This is a genomic window from Halomonas sp. OfavH-34-E (assembly GCF_024124525.1).
GTDB lineage: Bacteria > Pseudomonadota > Gammaproteobacteria > Pseudomonadales > Halomonadaceae > Halomonas > Halomonas litopenaei.
The window spans coordinates 20,792-44,057 of the sequence record NZ_JAMXRY010000019.1 but is presented as its reverse complement, the minus strand read 5'-3'; the positions used below and the strand labels follow the sequence as shown (position 1 = coordinate 44,057).

The window sequence follows — 23,266 nt, the reverse complement described above, 5'->3', positions numbered from 1 at the left end:
GTGTATTGCAGACTGTGCCAGCCGACCGCTCGATGAGCTTTCTGTCACCGAGCGGTCTGTCACTGGGCTCTCGTTTACTGGGCCTTCAGTTTCTGGACTCTCGGTTACTGGGCCAGGCCAAGCTTGTCGATGATGGAGGCGTTGTTGGCATCCTGTTCGGCCATGAATGCCTCAAAGCCTTCCGGTCCTTCCCACACGGCGCCGAAGCCGCGGCCTTCCATGAACGACTGGAAGTCCTCGGAGTTCCACACCGTCTCGGCGGCGCTCAACAGGCGCTCGGAGATGTCTTCAGGCAGTCCCTCGGGGCCGACCAGGCCACGCCAGGACCCGTGGGACCAGTCATCACCGGTCACCTCGCCGGCCGCCGGGATATCCGGGAAGGCTTCTTCGCGTTCACTGGACAGCACCGCCAGAGTGCGGACGCGATCGGATTCACGCATGGACTCGGTTTCCGGCAGCGACGAGAAGACGATGTCGACACCGCCCGCCGCCAGCTCCTGCAGGCCCGGCGCGGCGCCTTCGCTGGGTACCAGATTGACGGTATTCGGATCGATGCCCTGCTGATCGAGGAAGCCGGCGAACGACAGGTGGTAGGCAGCACCTGGCGCAGAACCCGATACGGTGTACTCGTTGGGTGACTCGGCCAGGTCGGACAGGGCGTCTTCCAGGTTCTGCCAGGGCGACTCGGCGTTGACAGTGAAGGCCGCATAATCGAGGTTGAGCAGCGCGATCGGGGTAAAGTCCTCGTAGGACAGGTCGGCGGTGCCGATATGGCGATAGGTCGCGATCTCGGCGGTGCCCAGGCCCAGGGTATAGCCATCGGGACGCGCCATCTTCATCGCCATGTGGCCGACCACACCGGAGCCACCGGTACGGTTGACCACGTTGACCGGCTGCCCCAGCTCTTCCTGCAGACCGGCGGCAAACTGACGACCGACGGCGTCGGTGCCGCCACCGGCGGACCAGGGCACGATCAGGGTGATCGGCTTGGAGGGATAGTCGTCACCGACGGCAACCGTGGAGGTGGCCACCAGCAGGGAAGCGCAAAGCAGGCGTGGGAGCGTTCGCATGAGTTATCTCTCTTGTCGTCGAGCGTCTGGGGATCCGGTCAAGGTCGTGGCGACCCGCCACCGGAAAGAACGCTTGCAAGAGTGCCGCCACGGCGCCAACTAGACAAGTTATTACAACTTATACTTTATGCTAACGGGCCCCGTAAACGAACCGTCACCGCCACCTGACGAGAGGAAAAACCGATCGCCGACGCCCTACCAAAACCTTTTATTAACAATGTTTTAACAAAACTCTCAATCGTAAGCACCGGGCTTTCCAAAGTTCTCTTTGACAGCAGCTCCCTGCCCACAAGACCAAAGTACCATGCCCACTTGTTAGTATTTGTTTGAAGTCCATCAGGCGCTAGGCTAAGGTTTATCCCACAATCCCAGGCTGGTCGCGCTGCGCCCTCCTTTCTCCTATCAACATCCATGATGCGGCCTGTTGCAGGCCCGATTCGTTCAGGAGCACTTCATGTTCGCCGATCTCAACGACAAGACCGTCCTTATCACCGGCTCCACCAAGGGCATCGGTCGTGCCGCCGCGGTGGCCTTCGCCCGCCAGGGTGCCATCGTCGGCATCAACAGCAGCCAGAAGGACAGCGCCGCCGAGGAGCTGATCGCCCAGCTGGAGTCCGAGGGTGCGCGCTTCGCCTACTATGAGCGCGACCTGACCAAGAGCGGCGAGTGCGAGACCCTGGTCAACGAATTTGTCGATCAGTTCGGCAGCCTTGACGTGCTGGTGAACAACGCCGGCGGCCTCGGCGTGCGCAAGGGCCTCGAGTCCCTCGAGGACGACGACTTCAACCTGGTGATGGACCTGAACCTGCGCTCGGTGATCATGACCACCCGCTTCGCCATGCCGCACCTGAAGGCCTCCGCCGAGAAGCGCGGCGAGACCGCCAGCGTCATCAGCACCGGTTCCATCGCCGGTCGCGAAGGCGGTGGCCTCGGCGCCTCCCTGTACGGCGGCTCCAAGGCCATGCTGCACAACCTGCATCGCAACTGGGTGAAGGAATTCACCAAGGACAACGTGCGCTTCAACATCGTCGCACCGGGCACCATCGACACCGCCTTCCACGCCGACAAGAGCGCTGAGGTGAAAGAGAAGATCGCCTCCACTATCGCCATGGGCCGCCTTGGCACCTCCGAGGAGGTTGCACCGTCCTTCCTGTTCCTGGCCTCCCACACTGCCAGCGGCTACATCACCGGCCAGGTGATCGACGTCAACGGCGGCCAGATGTGCCCCTGAGGCATATCGCAGCATCCCGGGCCACCGGCGTGACGGCGCTATCGACGTCTACCCCTTGAGCCCCGAGCGGCCGGACATGCTTCCGGCCGCTTCGCTATCCACTCCCCTACTCGGCGTTCGTGCGTACTGCGATCGCAGGTTTCGTGCGCGTCGACCCCGGTTTGGCAGCGGCCGCCCCTTGCCACCTTTCATCATCTTCACTGCGCAATAACAGGAGTCCCCATGACACTCGAAGGTCATCATCTGATCGGCTTTTCCTCGATGGCCGGTGCCACCGACGGACGCACCATCTCGGCGGTCAACCCCGCCTCCGGCGAGACCCTTGCCCCGGCCTACCCCCTGGCGGGCCAGGCCGAGGTCGAGCGCGCCTGCCAGCTGGCCGAGGACGCCTTCCTGGCCTACCGCCGCCTGCCGCTTGCAGACCGCGCGGCCTTTCTCGAGGCGGCAGCCGACAATATCGATGCCCTCGGCGATACCCTGACCGAGCGCGCCATGGCCGAGACCGGCCTGCCCAGGGCACGTCTTGAAGGCGAGCGTGGCCGCACCTGCGGACAGCTCAGACTGTTCGCCGAGGTCCTGCGCAGCGGTGACTATCTCGACGTGCGCATCGAGGACGCCCTGCCCGAGCGCGCGCCCATGCCACGCCCCTCCCTCGCCCAGCAGCAGGTGCCGCTGGGTCCGGTGGCGGTGTTTGGCGCCAGCAACTTCCCGCTGGCGTTCTCGGTGGCCGGCGGCGATACCGCCGCCGCGCTGGCCGCGGGCTGCCCGGTGATCGTCAAAGCCCACTCCGCCCACCCCGGCACCTCGGAGCTGGTCGGGCGCGCCCTGCAGCAGGCCGCCAAGAGCAGCAACATGCCCGAGGGCGTGTTCTCGCTGCTCTACGGCAGCGGAAGCGAGCTCGGCCAGGCCCTGGTCAAGGACCCGCGCATCCAGGCGGTGGGCTTCACCGGCTCGCGCAACGGCGGCACCGCCCTGCTGCGCACCGCCCAGGCACGCCCCCAGCCGATCCCGGTCTACGCCGAGATGAGCAGCATCAATCCGGTGCTGCTGCTGCCGCAGCACCTGGAAGCCAACGCCGAGGCCCTGGGCGACGCCTTCGTCGCGTCGCTGACCATGGGCGCCGGTCAGTTCTGCACCAACCCGGGGCTGATTCTGGCACTGTCCGGCGCCGCGCTTGAGCGCTTCGTCGAGCAGGCCGGTGCCGCGGTACGCGAAGCCGCCCCACAGCTGATGCTGACCCCCGGCATCCACGCCGCCTACGAGCAGGGAGTCGCCCAACTCGTCGACCAGCCGGGCGTCAGCCTGGTCGCCAAGGGCAAGGCCACCGGCCATCTGGCCTGCCCCTGCCAGCCGCACCTGCTGCGCACCAGCGCCAGTGACTTCATCGGCAACGCCGCTCTGCATGACGAGGTCTTTGGAGCCTGCGCGCTGATCGTCGAGTGCGACTCGGTAGCACAGATGCAGCAGGTGCTGACCGCGCTGGAAGGCCAGCTGACCGCCACGGTCCACCTCGAGGAAGCCGACTACGCGCTGGCCGACCAGTTGCTGCCGCTACTTGAGCGTCGCGCCGGTCGCATCCTGTTCAACGGCTGGCCCACCGGCGTCGAGGTGTGCCACTCCATGGTCCATGGCGGCCCCTGGCCCTCGACCTCCGACTCGCGCACCACCTCGGTGGGCAGCGCCGCGATCCAGCGCTTCCTGCGTCCGGTGTGCTACCAGGCGATGCCCGAGGCCCTGGCCCCGGACAGCCTCAAGGCCGACAACCCTCTGGGGCTGACCCGCCAGGTGAACGGCAAGCGCTAGCCCAGCGTTCTTTCTTTTTCTCCTTCTCTCCTTCTCTACTTCTCTACAACAGGCGACGCCAGCCCACCGGCGTCCCTGGCGCACCATCAACGAGGCCCTCGCCACCGGCGAGGGCCTTTTTTGATGGTGTCGATCTACTCTCCAGCGGGCCCCGACTTGTCGCGTCTGCCCAGAAATGCCCCCAAGATGCCCCTGAGACACCCCGGAGATGCCTTCAAGGAGCAAGCTCGCCTAGGCTAGGCACATCCTTTACATACAAGAGGCTCGCGACGATGCGCAGAGGCTACGTCTTTCCATCCAACCGTTCCCAGGCGGTACGCCAGCCAGAGGCAGCCGCCTTTGCCGAAGACGCAAATAGAGGCGGTATCGTCTCCACAGCTCAAAGAGGCGCTCGCACTCCTGCCGACAAGACCTGGGACGACTGGTTTGACGCGGAGGGAGCGAGCGAAGACTTCATGGAGGATCGTGGGCAACCAGGCCACTCGCCCGACCCTTCCGCTCGGCATCATCAACAAAAAAAAGCGCCTGACCCGGGCGATATGCCGTCGGACAGGCGCTGAAGTTTCCTGCTCTGGAATCTGTACGGGCCTCAGGTCGTGTTCTGGCTACCCTTCAACTGCACCGGCTTGCGGATCGCCAGGAAGTACACGAACACCCCGGTCAGCACGATGAAGAACAGACTGTCGGGCTGGGTCACGAAGACCGTCAGGTCACCGTTGGACAGGGTCAGGGAACGGCGCAGGTACTCCTCGAGGCCCGGGCCGAGGATAAAGCCGAGCAGCAGCGTTACCACCGGATAGCCGTGCTTTCTCAGGTAGAAGGCCAGTACCCCCATGACCAGCGTCATCATCATCTGGAAGGTCGAGTAGGTGGCCACGTAGCTGCCCACCACCGCCAGCATGGCGATCGAGCCGAACAGCACATCACGGCGAATGCGCACGATGCGGATAAAGTAAGGCCCGAGCAGGTACATGGTCAGCGGAATCAGGATCAGCGCGCTGAAGATCAGTGCCGCCAGCATGGGCGCGATCAGCCCGGCCTGGGATTCCATCAGCTGCGGCCCCGGCTGGATGCCGTTGATGACCAGCACGCCGAGCACGATGGCGGTGATCGGGTCGCCCGGGATACCGAAGGTCAACATGGGCACCAGGGCGCCGCCGCAGACCGCGTTGTTGGCGCTTTCCGCCGCCGCGATCCCCTGGGGATTGCCCTTGCCGAAGCTGTCCGGCTCGCGCGAGGTACGCACCGCTTCCACGTAGGCCAGAAAGCCACCCATGGAGCCCCCGGCCCCGGGCAACGTGCCTACCAGATAGCCGATGGTGGAAGACTTCAGATAGCAGGCCGCGCCGATACGACGGATCGCCGAGCGCGACGGGATAAAGTCGCGGCGACGAATCTTCGCCACTCCCTTGAGCTTATCGCGAATGGCCTGGGCCTTGTCGTTCTCGGCAAGCTGGGTCAACAGCTCACTGATGGCGAAGGTACCGATGATCACCGGCATCAGGTCGATTCCCGCCGCCAGGTCACCCATGCCGAAGCTGAATCGGGCCACCGGCACCATGGCGTCTAGCCCCACGGTGGCGAGCATCAGCCCCAGACAGGCGGCGATAGCCGCACGGCGGACATTGCCCCGCTGGGCGATGACGATGACGATCAGCGCAAACAGGATCAGCGCACACTTGCCGGTGGTCTGCACCAGCAGCGACAGGTCGGCGATCAAGGGCGCCAGCAGCACCAGCAGTACCGCCCCGAACACGCCGCCGATCATCGAGGCGAAGGAGGCATGGCCCAGCGCCAGAGGCCCTTCGCCGCGCTGCTGCATTGGGTAGCCTTCCAGCGCCGTCATCATCGACGAGGGAGCACCGGGAATATTGATGGTGGTGGCGGTGATGCTGCCACCGCACATGCCGGCCATATAGATGCTGGCACAGGCCATCAGCGCCGTGGTCACGTCCAGGCTGTAGGTCAGCGGCAGCAGCAGCGCCAGCGCCAGGGTCGCGGTCAGACCGGGAATCGCCGAGAACACGGTGCCGATCAGAAAACCGGCCACCACATAGAACAGCACCGTGGGATTGAGCAGCAAACCGAAGCTCGCCAGCACCTGGGTCAGGAAGTCCATGGGTCACCCCCGGCGTGTCGCCCGGCAGCGAGCGCCGAGCGGGTTGCATCAGTCATCATGGCTCAGCCCCAGAGTGTCGGTAGACGGACGTTGAAGACCTGGTTGAACAGCACGAAGCCCACCGCGGTGATGGCCAGCGCGATCAGGGCCTTGCTCAACCACTTGTCGAGCCCCGAGAACAACAGCATCACTCCCAGTACATAGACCAGGGTGGACAGCACATAGCCGAGTGACTGAAACACCAGTACATAGACCAGAGTCGCCAGCATCAGGGTCAGCTCCGGCGAAAGACGACGGCCCCTCGGCCTATCGCCTTCATCGGCCGCGTTGTCCCGATCCAGGGCAGCGGCGCTGCGCACCGAGGACCACCACTGCAGCACGCACAGCACGGTGGCCAGCACACCGATCAGCAACGGAAAGAAGGATGGCGTCAGCTTGCCGGCCTCCAGCGGAGGCCCCATCGCAAGGCCACCGATCAGGTAGCCCAGGGCCAGCAGCGCCAGCACGCCGTGGAAACGGATCGCGCCAGCACTGGAGCCAGGGCCAAGGCCAAGCGCACGCGCCAGCAGAGATGAAGATGAACGAGACATGCGAAACCTCTCTCGGCCCCCAATGACGGGAGACCGACAACACAGTGTTCGTTGGAAGGGAAGTGAAGCGGGCCGGCAGAGGCAGGTGCTCTACCCGCCCGCTCCAGATGGAGGCAGGAAGCGGAAGGTCGCTGCGTGAAGCTCAGACATGTTTCACCGGACCTTCCTCCCCGGACCTTGCACCCCGGACTTACAGGTCCAGCTCATCCATGGCGGCGAAGGTCCGCTCCTGGTAGCTGCCGATCCACTCGTTGACTTCCTCGCTGCCGAGCCAGCCCGGGGTGACACCGATACTGGTGACCCACTCTTGGAACTCGTCGCTCTGGTAAGCCTCGTGGTAGGTCGACTCCAGGGTCTCGATGGCGTCTTCCGGGGTATTGGCCGGCGCCGCCAGCACGATGAAGCTGCCGGTCTCGAGATCCACGTCGAATTCGGAGATCGGCGGCACCTCGGGATAGGCCGGGTTCTGCGAACCGGACAGCTCGACCACGCCAAGCGCATCACCCGAGGACAGGATCCCGGAGAAGTCTCCCAGGCTCGAGATGGCGGCGTCGATCTCGCCGGACAGCAGCGCCTCGGCCTCGGCGGTGGACGACCCCGGATAGGAGATCACGTTGAAGGTGACCCCGGTGGCCGCCTCCAGGCGACGTACCGCCAGGTAGGGACCAGAGCCCTGGGGCGCCACACCGATGCGCACCGTGCCGGGATTTTCCCTGGCCGCCTCGATCAGCTCCTCGTAGGAGGTGAAGCCCGACTGCTTGGATACCACGATGGCGTCGGCTTCCTGGGTCACGCGGGCGAACGGCTCGAGCTTTTCCAGCGAGTAGCCGGGCACCATGTTGCCCCGCGGCAGGGTGACGACGCTGTCGTAGGTCAGCACGCCGATGGTGTGGCCGTCGGGACGCGCCTTGGCCAACTGCATCAGGCCGGTGGCGGTCACCGCCCCGCCGATGTTCTCGACGTAGATCGAGGTCGGCAGCGACTGCTCGGCCAGGTTGCTGATCTTGCGCGAGATGGCATCGGCACCGCCGCCGGCAGGCCAGGGCACGATCATGCGGATGTCACGCTGGGGGAAGTCGGCCTGGGCCGTGGGCACGGCGACGACCGCGGCCAGCGCCACACCGGCCAGGGTAGCGCCGGTCGCGCCCTTGATCAGGCGCTTGCGCAGGGTCGTGCTGAGGGTGGCGTTGAGGGGAGTGAGAGCAAACATGGCGACTCCTGGAATTATTTGTGATTGTGTGGGGATAGATGAGGCGGCGCTTGTCTGGCCGCGCGACTCCTGCTTCAGCCGCGAGACTTCTGCTCGCGCAGGTAGGCCTGGTATTCCTCCTGGGCCTGTTCGTTGGGCGGATAAAGACCGATGACCGCCGCGCCGTTGTTGACCTTGTCCAGCACGTAGGCTTCGAAGGCCTCCATGCCACTGGCTTCTTCGGCGATCTCGTCGGCCAGCTCAAGCGGCACCACCATGACGCCGTCGCCGTCGCCGACCAGCACGTCGCCGGGATAGACCGGCACGCCGCCACAGCCGATGGGCTGCTGGATGTCCACCGCGTGGTGCTTGGTCAGGTTGGTCGGGGCGCTGGGCTTGGTGCAGAACACCGGCATCGACATGCTCTCGGCGTACTCCGAGTCACGCACACCGGCGTCCGACACGAAGCCCGCACATTCGCGCACCTGCAGGCGGGTCAACAGGATGCTGCCGGCACTCGCGGCGCTGGCATCCTGACGGCAGTCGGATACCAGTACGCGGCCAGGCGGCACACTCTCCACCGCCAGACGCTGGGGGTGCTCCGGATCACGGAAGGCGGCCACCACGTCCAGGTCTTCGCGGGCCGGGATATAGCGCAGGGTATAGGCCTGCCCCACCATCTTGACCTGGCTCTTGTTCATGCGACCGACGTTCTGGATATAGGTGTTCTTCAGACCCCGCTTGTGCAGCAGGGTATGCAGCGACGCCGTCGAAGCCCGCATCAGTCGCTCGCGGGTCAGGTTGGACAGCTCTGCGTGGGGGTAATCGTTGATGATGCTCATGGGCTCCGCCTATCGCTGGCAAACTGGGTTGTTCGTTGACGGAGTCACTATAGGAAGCGTCGAAAGGCTTTTCAAACAACTTTTTACAACTTGGCTTTCATCTTGACCTTAACACGGCACTCGAGACCACTTCGACAACCCGAAGCATAACATTTAAACGTTTAGTTTCAATTATTTGAAAAACCACCTTCACTCAGGATCGATCAATATGCCTGCTCCTTAGACATAGGTCTAATAAGAAAGAATTTGTCTTTAAAAGGTACAAGATGTGGTCGAGACGGAGCACTGCCATCCGCACGATACCCCTCCCCGGCCTTTCCCGCGCCCGGGATGCCCACTAGGCTGATACCCCCCGTTGCTATACATGCCTGTCCGATCACTCAGGAGATTTTCGATGGCTGTACTGACGACCTTTGCACTCGACGGCAAGACCGCCCTGGTGACAGGCGCGAGACGCGGCATCGGCGCGGCCATGGCGCTGGGCCTGGCCGAAGCCGGTGCCGACATCATCGCCGTCAGCACCAGCATGACCGCCGACGGCGGCGAGCTGGGCGAGCGAGTGCGCGCCCTGGGGCGAGACTGCACAGGGATCGCCTGCGACCTGTCGGACCGCAGCGCGCTGATGGCGATGGTCGAGCAGCTTGCCGACCGGCGTATCGATATCCTGGTCAACAACGCCGGCACCATCGAACGCGCCCCCGCCACCGAACACACCGATGCGCTGTGGGACAGGGTCATCGACGTCAATCTGAGCGCCCCCTTCGTGCTGACCCGGGAGATCGGCAGGCAAATGGTCGCGCGAGGCAGCGGCAAGGTGATCTTCACCGCCTCGCTGCTGTCGTTTCAGGGCGGCATCACCGTGCCCGGCTACGCCGCCAGCAAGGGCGGCATCGCCCAGTTGACCAAGGCCTTCGCCAACGAATGGGCCGCCCACGGGGTCAACGTCAACGCCATCGCTCCTGGTTACATCGCCACCGACAACACCCAGGCACTGCGCGACGATCCCGAGCGTTCCCGCGACATCCTCGCGCGCATCCCCGCCGGTCGCTGGGGGGACGCCGCTGACTTCAAGGGACCGGTGGTGTTTCTGGCCTCCAGCGCCTCGGACTATATGCACGGCAGCGTGATGACCGTGGACGGCGGCTGGATGGGGCGATAGGCAGGAGGACGCACCATCGTCCCCCCTCAAGCAAACGCCCCCGACGAAGACGTCGGGGGCGTTGGTTGTCAGGGGCGCAACGTGTCCCCTTGCCTGCTCGATGCTAGGGCTTGTCTGAAAAGTGCCTGCGCTCGGTAATACGGCGTTAAAAATCGGCTGGTGCGCCAGCCCGGTCAAAATGCTCATTTACACCCCGTAAACTGCGCTTTCTCACCGATTTTTGCCTTGTCTAACCTTCGCTCGTCGACTTTTCGGACAGCGCCTAGCGATAGATCAAGGTCGGCAGCCACAGCGAGATGGAGGGCACGAAGGTGACCAGCATCAACACGACCAACAGCGGGATCAGGAACGGCAGGGTCGCCGAGGCGCAGCGTTCGAAGGGCACCTTGGACACCTGCGAGAGCACGTAGAGCACCAGTCCCACCGGTGGCGTCAGTAGGCCAATCATCAGGTTCAGCACCATGACGATACCGAACTGCACCGGGTCGACGCCGAGATTGACCGCGATCGGCAGCAGGATCGGCACCAGGATGGTGATCGCCGCGATGGTTTCCATGAAGCAGCCCACCACGAACAGGATCAACGTCATCAACAGCAGGATGATGGTGGGGTTGGAGGTAACCGCCAGCATCCAGTTGGCGAAGTTCTCGGCCACATGGTGACTGGTCAGCAGCCAGGAGAAGATCGACGAGGCGGCGATGATCATCATGATGATCCCGGTGGTCTCGATGGTCTCCATGGTGACCGCCAGCAGTCTCTTGAAGGTCAGGGTGCGATAGACCACCGCCCCCAGCAGCATGGCGTAGATCACCGCGGCGATGGCGGCCTCGGTCGCGGTGAAGATGCCAAGCACGATGCCGCCGACGATGATCACCGGGGTCAGCAGCGACAGAAAGGCACGACGGAAGGTCAAGGCGATCCAGCCCAGGGCGAAGCCGACGTCACGCGGATACTGATAACGCACCGCGTACCAGGCCACCATCAGCATCAGCGAAAGCGCCATCAACAGTCCCGGGACCAGGCCGGCGGCGAACAGCTGTCCGATCGAGGCCGAGGCCATCACGCCGTAGATGACCAGCGGCAGGCTAGGCGGAATGATCGGCCCGATGGTGGACGAGGCAGCGGTGATACCCACCGAAAAGCCGGGATCATAGCCCGCCCGGCGCATCGCCTTGATCTCGATCGCGCCGAGCCCACCGGCGTCGGCCACCGCAGCACCGGACATGCCGGCAAAGATGACCGAGGCGCCGACGTTGACGTGGCCGAGCCCCCCGGGCATCCAGCCCACCAGAGCCCTGGCGAAGTCGAAGATGCGACTGGTGATGCCGGCGGAGTTCATCAGCGCACCGGCCAGGACAAAGAAGGGAATCGACAGCAGCGGAAAGCTGTCCATGCCACCGACCATACGGTGCAGCACGATAAAGTCGGGGACGCTGCCATCGACCAGGATCGCCGCCAGCGACGAGGCGCCAAGCGCCACCATCACCGGGAAGCCCATCACCAGCATCAGCAGCAGGCCGCCGAACAGGACCAGTAGCGTCATGATGCCTCCTCGCCGGTGGTGTCAGCTCGCTGCGCCGCCAGCCACTGTTTCGGACCGCTCGCCCGCACCAGCTGCCAGGCCTGCCGCAGCGCCATGATGGCGATGCTCAACAGCACCACGCTGTAGAGTGTGTCCATGCCGACCGCCATCGAGGTCATCTTCTGGGCGCTCATCAGCGGCAGGATCTTCCAGGTGACCCACCCCAGCAGCACGAAATAGACGAGCTGGCCCAGGTCGACCAGCCAGATCATCGCCGCCGAGGCACGCAGGGGAAGGTAGCGATACAGCAGTTCGAGGCGGATGTGGCTGCGCTTGCGCACCCCCACGGTCGCCGCCAGAAAGCCGACGCAGATCAGCAGATAGCGGGCGACCTCCTCGGTCCAGCCCAGCGGCGAGCCAAGCACGTAGCGGCTGAAGAACTGGGCAAACACCACCGCTGCCATGGTCCAGAAGACCACCAGGGTGAGCGCGTCCTCAAGCCCGATGTCGCGCCAGGCGAAGGTCGGGCCGTCGTCGTCAAAGTCGATATCCGGGCCTTGCGGCCCCTCACGGGCATCCTCCTCGGATGCCCGTGCGGAGCCCAGGGCCTCGCTGTCAGTGTGGTTCATAGCGTTATTCCCGAGGCGTTACAGCGCCTGCAAGCGATCGAATTGTTCCTGGGTCCAGGTCGCCTCGTCGCCGTTGAGCACCGGCAACGTCTTCTCGCGGAAGGCCTCACGCTCGACCTCCAGCACCTCCACGCCCTGCTCCTTGAACCAGTCGATGGATGCCAGCTCCTGCTCGCGCACATCGTCGGAGACCTTCCTGGCCACCTCGCCGAGCACCTCGCGGAAGATCTGCTGATCCTCCTCGGACAGGCCGTTGAAGAAGGGACCGCCGGCAACGATCAGGTTGGAGCCGGTCACGTGGCCGGTCAGGTTGATGTAGTCCTGGACCTCGTAGAACTTCTTGGCGCGGATGGTCGGCAAGGGGTTCTCCTGGGCGTCCACCACCCCCTGCTGCAGGGCCAGATAGACCTCTGAGAAGGCCACCGGTGTCGGCTGGGCGCCGACCGCACGGGGGAACAGGCTGTAGATGGGCGCATTGGGCACCCGAATCTTGAGGCCTTCCATGTCGGCGGGCTCGACGATGGGGGTATTGGAGGTCACGTGGCGCTGGCCGTAGTAGCAGTCACCCAGGATCACGTTGCCGCCGGAGGCATCACGGTAGCCGTCGGCGAATTCCGCGAACAGCTCGCTGTCGGCGTAGGCCTTCCAGTGCTCGTAGTCACGGAACACGAAGGGGGCGTCGGACAGCGCCAGCGGCCCGTAGGTCTGGGCGGCGAAGCTCTGGCCGGTGTAGATGATGTCAACGGTGCCGAGCACCAGCCCCTGGTTGATCTCGACCTCCTTGCCCAGGGTCGAGGCGGGGAAGACCTCCACTTCGTAGCGACCGTCGGTGCGCTCGGCGATCTGCTCGGCGCCCCACTCGGCCCAGTGATGGTAGGCCTCGGAGGGTTCGTACACATGGGCCCACTGGACGGTGTCGGCAGCCTGGGCAGCACTGGCTGCGGCGGCGAGACCTACGCTCAGGGTCAGCGGCAGAAGAGTCAGGCGTGTCATCGGATGCTCCTTTTTCATTGTTGCTATTGGTTGCTGTCGGTTGCTGTCGGTTGCTGTCGGTTGCTGTCGGTGCTTGAAAATCCGTTCAGTAGATCAATGCATCGCCGCCCCGGTGGCCTTCGCCTCGGGCGCTGCAGCGTCGCGCCGGGCGTCCTGGCCCAGGCCGGCATCCTCGCCGATAAAGTCGGCGCAGCGGCTGCCCAGCATCATCGCCGGGGCGGTGGTGTTGCCGGCGGGTATATCGGGTACCGCGGACATGTCGCAGACCCTCAGCCCGCGCACCCCACGGACCCGCAGTCGCGCATCGAGCACCGCCATGGGGTCGTCATCGGCACCCATGGCCGCAGTACCGGCCGGGTGGTAGTTGGTCTTGACGAAGCGTCGGCAGTGTTCGAGCAGCTCATCGTCGCTGGCGCCGCTTCCGGCGAAGGGCAAGGCCACACCGTGCAGGTTTTCCTTGAGCGGTGACTGTTCGAAGGCGCGCAGAAAGAACTTCTGCCCGTCCACCATCGCCTGCATGTCGTCGGGATGGCCAAGCAGGTTGGGCGACACCCGCGGCATGTCGCCGGGGTCGGCCGAGCGCAGGCAAACGCTGCCTCTGGCCTTGGGCTTGACCACCACGGTGGTCACCGTCAGGCCGTAGTCGTCCTTGAGCGCGTCCCGGGTATCCCGGTCCAGATAGACGATGGGTACGCAGAAGGCCTGGATGGTCGGTGCCGCCTGAGGGTCGACGGGATTGACGAAGGCGCCCGCCTCGACCCCGGCCGAGGTCACCGGGCCACTGCCGAACAGCTTGAACTGGAGCCCGTTGGCCAGCATCCGCCAGCCGACGCCCTGGCGATAGTAGCCACACGGGGTCCTGGCGTAGGCGGTGATCGGCACCTCGGGATGGTCGATCAGGTTCTGCCCCACCCCCGGCAGGTCCGCCTTCACCGCAATGTCGTGCTGCGCCAACTGCTCGGCTGGCCCGATACCCGAGAGCATCAGAAGCTTCGGGGTCACCAGCGCACCCGCCGCCAGGATCACCTCGCCCTGCGCGCGCACCCGGCGCACCTTGCCCTTGCGGTCGCGGTACTCGACGCCCACGGCACGTCCGTCTTCGACCAGCACCTGCTGGACCTCACAGTCGAGCGCGACCTCGAGCCCCGGGTGCTCGCGCAGCGGCTCCACGTAGGCGTAGGCGGCAGAGCAGCGCTTGCCCGCCCGATTCATGAACTGATAGAAGCCGACCCCGGTCTGACGCTCGCCATTGAAGTCGCCGTTGTAGGGCAGCCCCGCCGCCTGGGCGGCCTGGATAAACCAGCGCGAGGCCACATCCACATGGCCGGGGTCAGAGACCTTGAGTGGCCCGCCGCGCCCGTGGCGATCATTGACCAGACGGTCGTTGTCTTCCATCCGGCGAAAGTGCTCAAGTACCCCTTGCCAGGACCAGTCGGCCCTCGCCGCGTTGCCGGCGAGTCGCCGATCCCAGTCGTCGTAGTCCTCGGGCCGCCCGCGCATGTAGACCTGGGCATTGACCGAGGTACCGCCGCCGAGCACGTGACCCTGGGGAATGTCATGGACCCGTCCCCCCAGATGAGCCTGCGGCTCGGTCTGGTGATAGCGCATGAACTTCGAGCCATTGATCATCTTGAAGATGCCCGGGGGCATGTCGAGCAGCGGGTGGTGGTGGGACGAGCCCGCCTCCAAAAGCAGCACCCTGGCACCCTGCTCGCGCACCAGGCGGGCGGCTACCACGCACCCGGCGGCCCCGCCCCCGACAACAATATGATCGACGTCGCTCACTCGTTCTCTCCTGCAAAGAAGGTGCTGCGCACAAACTCCCATGAGGCCTCGAGGTGATCGACCAGGGCGCGCTCCGCCGCGTCGGGATCACGCATCAGGATGGCCTCGTAGATCGCCTGGTGTGCCAGGAAGTTGTCGTGATTGCGCTGCTCGCTGCGTGGCATCCGGCTCCATTGGGGCGCCAGCCACTCGACAAAGCCGGCGTGAATGGCCGGATAGGCCGGGTTGCCCGAGATGGTGTAGAGCACCCGGTGAAAGGCCACGTCGGTGGCGTAGAAGCGCTCGGAATCGCAGATCGCCGCCTGGTTGTCGTCCAGTGCATCCTTCAGCCGCTTGAGGTCGTCCTTGCCCGCCCCGGTGGCGGCGTCCCGCACCAGCACCCGCTCGAACAACACCCGCACCTGGTAGAGGTCATGTACGCCTCGGGAGTTATCGAGCAGGTGCTTGATCACCCCTCCCGCCGCCTGCATCGCCGAACTCGCATCCGGGCGACAGACGATCGGGCGATAGCGCGGACGACTCTTCAAGAATCCCTTGGCGGTGAGCGCGGTGATCGCCTCGCGAATCACGGTGCGACTGGCGCCGTACTGCTCCATCAGCGCCCGCTCAGCGGGCAACGGACGGCCTTCCTCCAGCTCGCCGGCAACGATGGAGCGCTCAATATCCAGAGTGATCGAGTCCGCACTGCGTCCGCTCATACAACACCTCGTTTATCGTCGTACCAAACTAATCATTAAATTCTCGACCAACAACTACAACCAATGGCTAATATCGCCACAGCAACCACTAAAATCGCTATTTTTCATAATCTTAAAACAAACATAGACAATGGTCGTAGCGCCTTACGCTTGCCACCCACCTCGACCATCAACAGTATATGGTCGTACCAAACGTCATTTCAGCGTTATCCAACAGACGTTCTGACCACCCCAACGTTGTTCTGGCGTTAGCCAATCATCGTTCTGGCCTTACCCAACAGAGGACGCCCCATGGATTTCCAACAGTTCGGTGCCACCCCCCTGGAAGGCCGCATGTGGGTCGACGGTAGCTGGTTTGAGCATGCCGGCTCCCACGCCATCGAGGTGGACAACCCGGCCAGCGAGGCGCTGCTTGGCCAGGTCCCCGCCGGTGACGCCGCCGCCGTGGACGCCGCCGTCGCCGCGGCCACCAGGGCTCAGTCCGACTGGGCCAGGCGACCGGCCAACGAGCGTGGCAAGTTGCTGACCCGCTGGGCCGAGGAGATCGATCGCCATCTCGAACCCTTCGCCCGGCTGATTGCCCTGGAGCAGGGCAAACCCCTGTCCCAGGCTCGCGGCGAGGTCGGCGCCTGCAGCGAATTTCTGCGCTACAGCGCCCAGTGGGCCAGACGCATCGAAGGCGACATTCTGCCCTCGGACAATCGCCACGAGGAAATTCAGATTCGCTCGCTGCCGCTCGGGGTAGTCGCCGGACTGACCGCCTGGAACTATCCGGCGGCCCTGGCCACGCGCAAGGCCGGCCCCGCCCTGGTGGCGGGCAACACCTTTATCCTGCTGGGTCACGAGATCACCCCCTTCGCCGGACTTTACCTGGCGGCGCTGTCCGAGCGCGCCGGGTTTCCGCCCGGCGTCTTCAACGTGGTGACCGGCCAGGGGCCGGTGGTGGGCCAGGCGCTGGTGGAGCACCCCGACACCGATCTGATCACCATGACCGGCAGTACCCGGGCGGGGCGACAGATCTTTCGCAGCGCCGCCGAGGAACTCAAGATCGTGCGGCTGGAGCTCGGCGGCAAGGCGCCCTTCATCGTGATGGAAGACGCCGACGTCGACGCCGCGGTGAAGGCCGCCGTCACCGCGCGCTATACCAACTGCGGCCAGATCTGCACCTGCAGCGAGCGTATCTACCTGCATCGCCAGATCGCCGACGAGTTCATCGACAAGTTCATCGCCGCCTCGCGCGCACTGAGCATCGGCAATCCGCTGGATGACCCCGACATGGGCCCCAAGGTCAGCCGTGGCGAACGCGACAAGGTCGCCGCCATGGTCCAGCGCGGTATCGCCCAGGGCGACAGCGTGCTGCTCGAAGGCGGCCCGCTCGACTCAGGCGACTACGCCAAGGGCTACTGGATCGCCCCGACCATCGTCGAGACCCGGGACAATCGCTCGCCGCTGATCGACGACGAGGTGTTCGGACCGGTGGTGCCGATCCAGCGGGTCGACGACTTCGAGCAGGCCCTGGCCTTCGCCAACGACACCTCCTACGGCCTTTCGGCCTATGTCTTCACCCGCGACCTCAAGCGGCTGATGCGGCTGCCCTCGGAGCTGCGCTTCGGCGAGATCTACTTCAATCGCGCCAACGGCGAGCAGGTCCACGCCTATCACTCGGGCTGGGGCCACTCCGGCGTCGGCGGCGAGGACGGCAAGTACGGTTTTTCCGCCTACTTCAAGAAGCAGACGATGTACGTCAACTGGGGCGATTGAACGCCCCCTCCCTGCAGCACGGAGCACTGCCGACCCGGTGCTCTTTTGACAACAAGCACAATAGCCCAGGAGAACACGATGCCTTCGACCCACCACTCCCCGACCGCCCGTCACCCCCGCACCCGCCGCCTGGCGGGGCTTGCCACCGCCGCCCTGCTGGGACTTTCCTCCATGCCCGGCTGGGCCCAGCAGTTGCCGCCGCTGGAACAGAAGGACAGCTACCGGGTGGGCTTCGCCCAGATGGAAAGCAACAACCCCTGGCGCATCGCCGAGACCCAGTCGTTTCGTGATATCGCCCCCGAGTGCAACTGGCAGCTGACGGTGACCGACGCGGCCGGTTCCGCTGCCAAGCAGGTCGCCGACGTGGACAGCATGATCGCCCAGGGCGTCGATGCGATCTTCCTGCCCCCGCGCGAGGAAAAGGCGCTGATCCCGGCGGTGATGAAGGCCCGTGCGGCAGGTATCCCGGTGTTCCTGGTCGACCGTATCGTCGATGACGAGGTCGCCAAGGCCGGTGAGCACTATGTCAGCTTCCTCGGCTCCGACTTCATCGAGCAGGGGCGCATCGCCGCCCAGTGGCTGGTCGACAACTTCGAAGGCGATCAGGCCCACATCATCGAGCTCGAGGGCACCACCGGCGCCTCCTCGGCCAATGACCGCAAGGAAGGCTTCGATGCGGTCATCGCCGAACAGGACAACATGGAGATCATCGCCTCCCAGTCCGGCGACTTCGCCCGCGATACCGGTCGTCAGGTGATGGAGACGCTGCTCCAGGCCCATCCTGAGGTCAACGTGGTCTACGCCCACAACGACGAGATGATCATCGGTGCCATCCAGGCGCTGGAACTGGCCGGACGCACCCCCGGCGAGGACGTGCTGCTGGTCTCCATCGACGGCACCCGCGACGCCCTGCAGGCGATCCTCGACGGCAAGCTCGGTGTCAGCGTCGAGTCGTCACCACGCTTTGGTCCGATGGCCTGCGACGTGCTCAACCGCTACGCCGCCGGCGAGACCATCGAGCCCTGGGTGCGCGTCGAGGACCGTGTCTTCACCCAAGACAACGCCGCCGAGCATATCGACGACGCCTATTGAGCTGGGCCACGCCGGTTGATCCCGACCTGACATTCCAACCAGGTACCACGTCATGACAGCGCTTATCGACATGCGCGACATCCACAAGCGGTTTGGAGGTACCGTCGCCCTCGACGGCGCCTCACTCACGATCGCGCCGGGTGAGGTGCACGCCCTCATCGGCCAGAACGGGGCGGGCAAGTCCACCCTGATCAAGGTGCTGACCGGGGTCTACACACCGACCAGCGGCCAGATCCTGCTCGACGGCAAGCCTGTGGCCTTCTCCGGCCCGCGCCGGGCCCAGCAGGCAGGCGTTGCCACCATTTACCAGGAGCTCAACCTGGTGCCGCTGCGCTCGGTCACCGAGAACATGATGATGGGCTTCGAGCCGCTTCACTGGTGGGGCGGGATCGACTGGCCCCAGGCCCATCGACGGGCCCGCACGGTGCTCGAGGAGCTGGGGCTGGACATCGACGTCCGCCGTCCGCTCAGCGAGTACTCCACCGCCATCCAGCAGCTGGTGGCCATCGGCCGAGCGGTGTCCCAGCAGGTCAGGCTGGTGATCATGGACGAGCCGACCAGCTCGCTGGACGAACGCGAGGTGCAGCGGCTATTCGAGGTCATCCGACTGCTCAAGTCCCAGGGCACCTCGGTGCTGTTCGTCTCGCACTTCCTCGAGGAGCTCTACGCGGTGTGCGACTGCGCCACCATCATGCGCAACGGCGCCACGGTGGAGCAGCGTACCCTCAGCGAGACACCGCGCCTGGAGCTGGTGGCCTCCATGCTTGGCCGCAAGGCCTCGGACATCCAGGCAAGCGGCACCACCAGCTTTCGCGAGATGGAACTCGACACCGACGAGACGCTGCTCGAGGTTGAGTCCCTGGCCACCGACAAGGGCCTGCGCGGCGCCTCGCTGGAGGTGCATCAGGGCGAGATGGTCGGCCTCGGTGGTCTGCTCGGCGCCGGTCGCAGCGAGCTTGCCCGCGCCCTGTTCGGGCTCGATCGCACCACCCGGGGCAGCATGCGGCTGGCCGGCCAGCGCTACGCCCCCCGCCACAGCCGCGACGCCATCGCCGCGGGGGTGGCGCTGCTCAGCGAAGACCGCAAGGTCGAGGGCATCATCCCCGAGATGAGCGTGCGCGAGAACATGACCCTGCCCCTGCTCGGCACGCTGAGCCGTCGCGGCGTCATCCAAAGGCGGCGCGAGCGCGAACTCGCCGCGCACTATATCGAGGCGCTCAAGATCAAGACCGCCTCCATGGAACAACCCATCGGCCAGCTATCCGGCGGCAACCAGCAGAAGGTACTGCTGGCGCGGTGGCTGGCGACCCAACCGCGACTGCTGATCCTCGACGAGCCGACCCGTGGCGTCGATATCGGCGCCAAGCGCGAGATCCAGCGCATCGTCCAGGACTATCAGGCCCAGGGCGGCGCGGTGCTGATGATCAGCTCGGAATTCGAGGAACTCGCCGAGGGCGCCCAGCGGGTGGTGATCATGCACGAAGGCCACTCGACCCGGGTGCTCGACAACCCCGGGCTCAGCGAAGACGCCCTGGTCACCGCCATCGCCACCGCCCAGCACGACCGAGCCGACGGCGCGGCCCGTGACGACGAGAGATCCCCCGCTACCGCCACCGACCACCAGGAGACCGTACCATGACGTCGCTCCACTCCTCCCGTCAGGCGACGCCCCGGTCGGCCAGCCCGCGATGGCGCCAGGCCATGCCGGTGAATCCCCGCAGTCTGGCGCTGCTCGTCGCCCTGCTGGCACTGATCCTGTTCAATGTCGCGATCACCCCCAACTTTCTCGAGTGGCAGACGCTGTCGGTCAACGTCTCCCAGGTGTCGACCATCGCCATCGTCGCCATCGGCATGACCCTGGTCATCGCCACCGGTGGCATCGACCTGTCGGTGGGCGCGGTGATGGCCCTGGCCGGCGCCCTGGCGCCACTGATCTTTCTGTCGGAGTTCGGCCAGCAGGCGCCGCTGGCGATGACCCTGGTGGCGATCGTCGTGGCCCTGGCCGTCGCCGTGGCCTGTGGGCTGTTCAATGGCGTGCTGGTCAGTCGCTTCGGCGTGCAGCCGATCATCGCCACCCTGGTGCTGTTCATCTCCGGTCGCGGTCTGGCCCAGGTGCTGACCAACGGCAACCTGCAGACCTTCGACAATCCCGCCTTCGAGTTCCTCGGCGCCGGTCGGCTACTCGGCCTGCCCTTCCAGGGCTGGCTGGTGGTGGTCATCGCCCTGGTGGTGGCCTGGGTCATCGCCCGCACCCGCTACGGCCGCTACCTGCTGGCCACCGGCGGCAACCCCCAGGCAGCACGCATGGCCGGGGTCCCGGTGACCCGCGTCAAGCTCGCGGCCTACACCAGCTGTGCCCTGCTCGCTGGTCTCGCCGGGCTGATCACCGTGGCCATCAATTCCGCCTCGGACGCGGCCAAGAACGGCAACCTGATGGAACTCGACGCCATCGCCGCGGCGGTGGTCGGCGGCGCCCTGCTCAAGGGCGGCAAGGCCCCCATCGCCGGGGTCATCCTCGGCGCCGCGATCATTCAACTGGTGCGCTACACCCTGCTCGCCAACGGCGTCGCCGACGAGGTAGCGCTGGTGGTGAAGGCCGCCATCATCGTGCTGGCGGTGTACCTCCAGACGCCCAGAGGAGCCCACTGACATGACCACCGTCTCCTGGCGCCAGCGCCTTGCCGACAATGGCCAGGCCACCGGGGTCTGCGTGATCCTGCTGGCACTGGTCTGCCTCGGCCTGATCCGCTACGACAATTTCGGCAGCGCCTACAATCTTTCGTCCTTTCTCAACTACAACGCCATGTTCGTGCTGATCAGCCTGGGCATGTGCCTGGTGATCATCACCGGTGGCATCGACCTGTCGGTGGGCACGGTGGCGGCGCTGTCCTCGGTCACCGCCGCCTACGTCAGCCCCTACGGCCTGGTCCCGGCGCTCCTGGCAGGGCTCGCCACCGGACTGGCGGCGGGTCTGGTCAATGCGGTGATGATCACGCGCCTGCATATTCCTCCCTTTATCGCCACCCTGGCGAGCCTGCTGGCGGCCAAGGGCACCGCCCTGATCATCAGCGGCAACCAGACGGTGCCGGTGGACTGGGCCAGCGGCTTTACCCGACTGGGGATGGAGTCGATCGGCGGCCTGCTGCCCTGGAGCTTCGCCATCACCCTGGTGGTCGGCGCCGGTCTCTGGTGGCTGCTGGAACAACGCCCCATCGGCCGCACCATGCTCGCGGTGGGCGACAACGAGGAAGCCGCCCACCTGATGGGCCTGCCCGCACGCAAGGCCAAGACCCTGGCCTACCTGATCAGCGGTGGTTGTGCCGGGCTCGCCGGGGTCTTTCTGGCCTCGGGCTTCGGCGCCGGCCAGCCGCTGGAGGGACTAGGCTGGGAGTTGACCGCCATCGCCGCCGTCGTCGTCGGCGGCACCCTGCTGACCGGCGGCAAGGGGTCGCTGGTGGCGACGCTGATCGGCGCCTTGATGCTCGGTCTGATCTTCAACCTTTTGAACTTCGAAAACGGACTCGGCACCTTCAACCTCAGCGCCTACTGGCAGATGGTCATCCGCGGCGCCTTTCTCTTCGTCGTGATCGCGATCCAGGTGCAGATCACGCGCACACGCAACACAGGATAATCCTCCCATGTCGACGATCACCTCCATCGAGCTCGACCTCTACCGACTGCCGCTGAGCGAGCCCATGGGCGATGCCAAGCATGGCGTGCACACCGACTTCGAGGTCGTGACCGCCACCGTCACCACCGCGGATGGCCACAGCGGCACCGGCTACACCTACACCGGCGGGCGCGGCGGACACGCCATCCTGGCACTGCTCGAGCACGACCTGGCGCCGATGCTGCTGGGGCGTGACGCCGGTGACATCGCCGGCTGCTACGACGACATGCTATGGCATATCCACTACGTGGGCCGCGGCGGCATCGCCGCCTTCGCCATCTCGGCGCTGGATATCGCGCTGTGGGACCTCAAGGGCCGCCGCCTCGGCCAGCCGCTATGGCAGATGGCCGGCGGCCAGGGCCGCCAGTGCCAGGCCTACTTCGGCGGCATCGACCTCAACTTCTCCCTCGAGCGGCTGCTCGCCAACGTTCAGGGCTACCTCGACCAGGGCGCCGAGGCCATCAAGATCAAGGTCGGCCGCCCGACCCTTGCCGAGGATGTCGAGCGGGTGGCCCGGGTACGCGAACTGATCGGCCCCGAGCGTCCCTTCATGGTGGACGCCAACTACGCGCTGAGCGTCGATGGCGCCATCGAGGCCGCCAGGGCCTTCGCGCCCTATGACATCACCTGGTTCGAGGAACCCACCCTTCCCGACGACTACCAGGGCTATGCCCGCATCGCCGAGGCGACCGGCATGCCGCTGGCCATGGGCGAGAACCTGCACACCTCTCACGAATTCGGCTACGCCTTCGAACAAGCGCGGCTATCCTTCATCCAGCCCGACGCCTCCAACTGCGGCGGTATCAGTGGCTGGCTCGATGTCGCCCGCCAGAGCCGCCACTACGGCCTGCCCATCTGCAGCCACGGCATGCAGGAATTGCACGTAAGCCTGGTGTCGGCCCAGCCCAACGCCGGCTGGATGGAGATCCACTCCTTCCCCATCGACCACTACACCCGACGTCCGCTGGTCCTCGACCAGGGTCGCGCGGTGGCCCCGGACAGTCCCGGCATCGGGGTCGAGTTCGACCGCGACCGGATGGCCCCCCATCGCACCGGCGGTGCACGGCTCGGCAGCGACAGCGGTACCGAGCGCCAGCAGCACAGCGCCTGAAT

19 protein-coding genes are annotated in these 23,266 nt (G+C 65.4%); 9 read left to right on the top strand and 10 right to left on the bottom strand.

The genetic code is table 11. From position 1 onward, the window contains the following. Positions 1–104 precede the first annotated feature (104 nt). The gene (locus NH448_RS10170; RefSeq protein WP_253028741.1) at positions 105–1,070 is read right to left on the bottom strand and encodes a tripartite tricarboxylate transporter substrate binding protein; all 966 of its coding nucleotides are present in this window, start codon (positions 1,068–1,070) and stop codon (positions 105–107) included. A 454-nt stretch (positions 1,071–1,524) separates the two neighbouring features. On the opposite strand from NH448_RS10170, the gene NH448_RS10165 reads away from it, so the two are divergent. Together NH448_RS10165 and NH448_RS10160 are read left to right on the top strand one after the other, a co-directional pair. Next, a complete protein-coding gene (locus NH448_RS10165; protein WP_253028740.1) occupies positions 1,525–2,301 on the top strand; it encodes an SDR family NAD(P)-dependent oxidoreductase in 777 nt (258 codons plus the stop codon). Positions 2,302–2,523: 222 nt separating this feature from the next. Next, on the top strand, positions 2,524–4,104 hold the full coding sequence (locus NH448_RS10160) for an aldehyde dehydrogenase (NADP(+)) (RefSeq protein WP_253028739.1): 1,581 nt from the start codon (positions 2,524–2,526) through the stop codon (positions 4,102–4,104). 589 nt (positions 4,105–4,693) lie between these two features. Here NH448_RS10160 and NH448_RS10155 read toward each other — a convergent pair. The 4 genes from NH448_RS10155 to NH448_RS10140 all read right to left on the bottom strand — a co-directional run bounded on the left by NH448_RS10155 (position 4,694) and on the right by NH448_RS10140 (position 8,844). After that, complete coding sequence (locus tag NH448_RS10155; RefSeq protein WP_108449895.1) at positions 4,694–6,223, bottom strand: tripartite tricarboxylate transporter permease; 1,530 nt, start codon at positions 6,221–6,223, stop codon at positions 4,694–4,696. Between the two features lie 62 nt (positions 6,224–6,285). After that, a complete protein-coding gene (locus tag NH448_RS10150; RefSeq protein WP_108449894.1) occupies positions 6,286–6,813 on the bottom strand; it encodes a tripartite tricarboxylate transporter TctB family protein in 528 nt (175 codons plus the stop codon). A 190-nt stretch (positions 6,814–7,003) separates the two neighbouring features. After that, positions 7,004–8,023 carry a tripartite tricarboxylate transporter substrate binding protein gene (locus NH448_RS10145; protein ID WP_253028738.1) on the bottom strand — a complete coding sequence of 340 codons (1,020 nt, stop codon included), beginning with the start codon at positions 8,021–8,023 and terminating at the stop codon, positions 7,004–7,006. 74 nt (positions 8,024–8,097) lie between these two features. Further along, entirely contained in the window at positions 8,098–8,844 is a 747-nt protein-coding gene (locus NH448_RS10140; protein WP_045994114.1) for a ribonuclease activity regulator RraA, read from the bottom strand. Positions 8,845–9,238: 394 nt separating this feature from the next. Between NH448_RS10140 and NH448_RS10135 the strand changes: the two genes are divergently transcribed. After that, the gene (locus NH448_RS10135; protein ID WP_253028737.1) at positions 9,239–10,003 is read left to right on the top strand and encodes an SDR family NAD(P)-dependent oxidoreductase; all 765 of its coding nucleotides are present in this window, start codon (positions 9,239–9,241) and stop codon (positions 10,001–10,003) included. A 262-nt stretch (positions 10,004–10,265) separates the two neighbouring features. Here NH448_RS10135 and NH448_RS10130 read toward each other — a convergent pair whose 3' ends face one another. The 5 genes from NH448_RS10130 to NH448_RS10110 form a co-directional block, all read right to left on the bottom strand. Beyond that, entirely contained in the window at positions 10,266–11,546 is a 1,281-nt protein-coding gene (locus NH448_RS10130; protein ID WP_045995133.1) for a TRAP transporter large permease, read from the bottom strand. Further along, complete coding sequence (locus NH448_RS10125; RefSeq protein ID WP_253028736.1) at positions 11,543–12,154, bottom strand: TRAP transporter small permease; 612 nt, start codon at positions 12,152–12,154, stop codon at positions 11,543–11,545. The genes NH448_RS10130 and NH448_RS10125 overlap by 4 nt, the downstream gene beginning before the upstream one ends. 18 nt (positions 12,155–12,172) lie before the next feature. After that, complete coding sequence (locus NH448_RS10120; protein ID WP_231498535.1) at positions 12,173–13,147, bottom strand: sialic acid TRAP transporter substrate-binding protein SiaP; 975 nt, start codon at positions 13,145–13,147, stop codon at positions 12,173–12,175. A 93-nt stretch (positions 13,148–13,240) separates the two neighbouring features. Then, on the bottom strand, positions 13,241–14,932 hold the full coding sequence (locus NH448_RS10115) for a GMC family oxidoreductase N-terminal domain-containing protein (protein WP_253028735.1): 1,692 nt from the start codon (positions 14,930–14,932) through the stop codon (positions 13,241–13,243). Next, positions 14,929–15,630, bottom strand: coding sequence for an FCD domain-containing protein (locus tag NH448_RS10110; RefSeq protein WP_108131711.1), 702 nt, complete (start codon positions 15,628–15,630; stop codon positions 14,929–14,931). Before NH448_RS10110 ends, NH448_RS10115 begins: the two co-directional genes overlap by 4 nt. 291 nt (positions 15,631–15,921) lie before the next feature. On the opposite strand from NH448_RS10110, the gene NH448_RS10105 reads away from it, so the two are divergent. The 6 genes from NH448_RS10105 (at position 15,922) to NH448_RS10080 (ending at position 23,264) form a co-directional block, all read left to right on the top strand. Further along, positions 15,922–17,391, top strand: coding sequence for an aldehyde dehydrogenase family protein (locus NH448_RS10105; RefSeq protein WP_253028734.1), 1,470 nt, complete (start codon positions 15,922–15,924; stop codon positions 17,389–17,391). Between the two features lie 78 nt (positions 17,392–17,469). Beyond that, a complete protein-coding gene (locus tag NH448_RS10100) occupies positions 17,470–18,483 on the top strand; it encodes an ABC transporter substrate-binding protein (RefSeq protein WP_253028733.1) in 1,014 nt (337 codons plus the stop codon). 52 nt (positions 18,484–18,535) lie between these two features. Beyond that, positions 18,536–20,122, top strand: coding sequence for a sugar ABC transporter ATP-binding protein (locus NH448_RS10095; RefSeq protein ID WP_253028732.1), 1,587 nt, complete (start codon positions 18,536–18,538; stop codon positions 20,120–20,122). Next, positions 20,119–21,132: an ABC transporter permease gene (locus NH448_RS10090; protein WP_197037066.1), complete on the top strand. Its 1,014-nt coding sequence runs from the start codon at positions 20,119–20,121 to the stop codon at positions 21,130–21,132. Before NH448_RS10095 ends, NH448_RS10090 begins: the two co-directional genes overlap by 4 nt. A 1-nt stretch (position 21,133) precedes the next feature. Then, positions 21,134–22,114 (top strand): ABC transporter permease, encoded by a 981-nt coding sequence (locus tag NH448_RS10085; RefSeq protein WP_045995138.1) that lies wholly within the window; start codon positions 21,134–21,136, stop codon positions 22,112–22,114. 7 nt (positions 22,115–22,121) lie between these two features. Beyond that, positions 22,122–23,264 (top strand): mandelate racemase/muconate lactonizing enzyme family protein, encoded by a 1,143-nt coding sequence (locus NH448_RS10080; RefSeq protein ID WP_045995139.1) that lies wholly within the window; start codon positions 22,122–22,124, stop codon positions 23,262–23,264. The last annotated feature ends 2 nt before the right edge of the window (positions 23,265–23,266 follow it).

Coding starts and splice junctions, on each gene's coding strand:
- NH448_RS10125 (WP_253028736.1), bottom strand. CDS start 12,154: ATGAACCACACTGACAGCGAGGCCCTGGGCTCCGCACGGGCATCCGAG.
- NH448_RS10095 (WP_253028732.1), top strand. CDS start 18,536: ATGACAGCGCTTATCGACATGCGCGACATCCACAAGCGGTTTGGAGGT.
- NH448_RS10120 (WP_231498535.1), bottom strand. CDS start 13,147: ATGACACGCCTGACTCTTCTGCCGCTGACCCTGAGCGTAGGTCTCGCC.
- NH448_RS10100 (WP_253028733.1), top strand. CDS start 17,470: ATGCCTTCGACCCACCACTCCCCGACCGCCCGTCACCCCCGCACCCGC.
- NH448_RS10150 (WP_108449894.1), bottom strand. CDS start 6,813: ATGTCTCGTTCATCTTCATCTCTGCTGGCGCGTGCGCTTGGCCTTGGC.
- NH448_RS10090 (WP_197037066.1), top strand. CDS start 20,119: ATGACGTCGCTCCACTCCTCCCGTCAGGCGACGCCCCGGTCGGCCAGC.
- NH448_RS10110 (WP_108131711.1), bottom strand. CDS start 15,630: ATGAGCGGACGCAGTGCGGACTCGATCACTCTGGATATTGAGCGCTCC.
- NH448_RS10160 (WP_253028739.1), top strand. CDS start 2,524: ATGACACTCGAAGGTCATCATCTGATCGGCTTTTCCTCGATGGCCGGT.
- NH448_RS10140 (WP_045994114.1), bottom strand. CDS start 8,844: ATGAGCATCATCAACGATTACCCCCACGCAGAGCTGTCCAACCTGACC.
- NH448_RS10085 (WP_045995138.1), top strand. CDS start 21,134: ATGACCACCGTCTCCTGGCGCCAGCGCCTTGCCGACAATGGCCAGGCC.
- NH448_RS10080 (WP_045995139.1), top strand. CDS start 22,122: ATGTCGACGATCACCTCCATCGAGCTCGACCTCTACCGACTGCCGCTG.
- NH448_RS10130 (WP_045995133.1), bottom strand. CDS start 11,546: ATGACGCTACTGGTCCTGTTCGGCGGCCTGCTGCTGATGCTGGTGATG.
- NH448_RS10145 (WP_253028738.1), bottom strand. CDS start 8,023: ATGTTTGCTCTCACTCCCCTCAACGCCACCCTCAGCACGACCCTGCGC.
- NH448_RS10170 (WP_253028741.1), bottom strand. CDS start 1,070: ATGCGAACGCTCCCACGCCTGCTTTGCGCTTCCCTGCTGGTGGCCACC.
- NH448_RS10155 (WP_108449895.1), bottom strand. CDS start 6,223: ATGGACTTCCTGACCCAGGTGCTGGCGAGCTTCGGTTTGCTGCTCAAT.
- NH448_RS10165 (WP_253028740.1), top strand. CDS start 1,525: ATGTTCGCCGATCTCAACGACAAGACCGTCCTTATCACCGGCTCCACC.
- NH448_RS10135 (WP_253028737.1), top strand. CDS start 9,239: ATGGCTGTACTGACGACCTTTGCACTCGACGGCAAGACCGCCCTGGTG.
- NH448_RS10105 (WP_253028734.1), top strand. CDS start 15,922: ATGGATTTCCAACAGTTCGGTGCCACCCCCCTGGAAGGCCGCATGTGG.